Annotated in this window: 2 protein-coding genes; both read right to left on the bottom strand. The window is 70.0% G+C overall.

All coding sequences use genetic code 11. From position 1 onward, the window contains the following. Positions 1-232, bottom strand: a 232-nt coding sequence (locus EQG76_RS32215) for a hypothetical protein (protein WP_235031361.1), incomplete at its 3' end; no start/stop codon positions are given. Positions 233-362: 130 nt separating this feature from the next. Next, complete coding sequence (locus tag EQG76_RS13895; RefSeq protein ID WP_159714340.1) at positions 363-1,265, bottom strand: sigma-70 family RNA polymerase sigma factor; 903 nt, start codon at positions 1,263-1,265, stop codon at positions 363-365. Positions 1,266-1,561: the final 296 nt, after the last annotated feature.

The raw sequence follows: 1,561 nt of genomic DNA, 5'->3' as shown, positions 1-1,561 counted from the left end.
CGGCACCATTTTCGCCCAGATCCAGGGCTCCTAGCGCCCGGGTGCTGGCACCGTCACCTTCCACCGCTATCGCAATGCCGGCAAGGAGGCGAGCCAGTTCTACCGGGCGAACCTTTCCCAGCACCAGGTCGGCCGGCCGCTGCGCATGAGCGGTTCTTTTGCCACCCGCTCCGACCTGGACAGTCCCGGCGAATACAGCTTCTACGGTGTCAGGCAGTAATGCACTGATCATGCCCTGCCCGGCCGGCACAGCCCCCGCAGTGCCGCCGGCATGAGCCCCAGCCGCGACCGCCCGAGGCGACGGTCGCGTGGATCCGGCAGGCACGCCACCCGGCAAGGGCGTGCCTGCCAACCTCGGCACCTCATGCCGCCGCGGTCGGCCCCGTCCCCGTTTCGAGCAGCTTCACCACCTCCCCCAGCTTGTCCGGGTTGCGGGTGATGTAGATCGCGGCGATCCGGCCGCCCTCGATCTCCAGCGCCGTGGTCTGCAGCACGCCGCCGCGCTCGCGGCTGAGATAGCCCGGCAGGCCGTCGATCCAGGCCGGTCGCAGCCAGGTCCCCGAATGCGCGCCGAACTTGCGGAAAAGGCCGCCGTACAGACGTAGCACCCGCGCCAGGCCGGCCACCGGGTTGAGGAAGGCCAGCACCTTGCCGCCGCCGTCCGAGCGCAGCACCACGTCCTCCGCCAGCATGGCCTGAAGGGTGGCCAGGTCGCCGCTCTGCACTGCCGTGAAGAAGGCCCTTGCGATCCGGTCGCCTTCCTCGCGCGCCACCGGGAAGCGCGGTCGCGCGGCCTGGACATGACGGCGCGCGCGGACCGCCAATTGCCGCACCGCCGCCGGCTCGCGCCCCAGCGTCCGGGCGATCTCGTCCAGCGCCACGTCGAACACGTCGTGGAGGAGAAAGGCCGCACGCTCCAGCGGCGAGAGTCGTTCCAGCGCCAGCATCAGCGAGAGCGTGAGCTCGTCGGCCACCACCGCGTCCTCCGGCTCCTCGACGATCGGCTCGGGCAGCCAGCTCCCCACATAGGTTTCCCGCCGGGCGCGCGCCGACTTGAGCGCATCCAGGCACAGCCGGGTGACGGTGCGGGTCAGGTACGCACCGGGCTCGCGCACCCGGCCGGGCTCGACCTGTCGCCAGCGCAGCCAGGCGTCCTGCACGATGTCCTCGGCCTCGGCCGCCGAGCCCAGCATCCGGTAGGCCAGCCGCACCAGCCGCCGCCGGTGCGCCTCGAATATGGCCGTTGCCCCGTCCGGTAACGTCATGTGCCGCATCATCGCTTACCTGCCGCCTTCGATCCAGCCCACCTGCGATCCAGCACTGACGAGACCGGCGGCCCGGATGTGACATGGCATGGCGCTCCTGAAGAAGGTGGCCCTCGACCAGGGCTGCCCTTCTTGACTGCTCCGGCATTCTTTGATGGGCTGCAGGGCAGGCTTGATCGGAGCCTCCGTGTCCGCGGGAAGGGCTGCGCCCACGTTCATGAAGAGTGGTACGGTTCTCCATCCACCCTTTCCGGTCTGATCGGCGGACGCAGACACGAGGAAGGGGCCTCCCTTGT

It is taken from the genome of Geminicoccus flavidas (genome assembly GCF_009806515.1).
GTDB classification, from domain to species: domain Bacteria; phylum Pseudomonadota; class Alphaproteobacteria; order Geminicoccales; family Geminicoccaceae; genus Geminicoccus; species Geminicoccus flavidus.
Note: the sequence above shows the minus strand (reverse complement) of the source record. Positions and strands in the feature narration are given on the sequence as shown.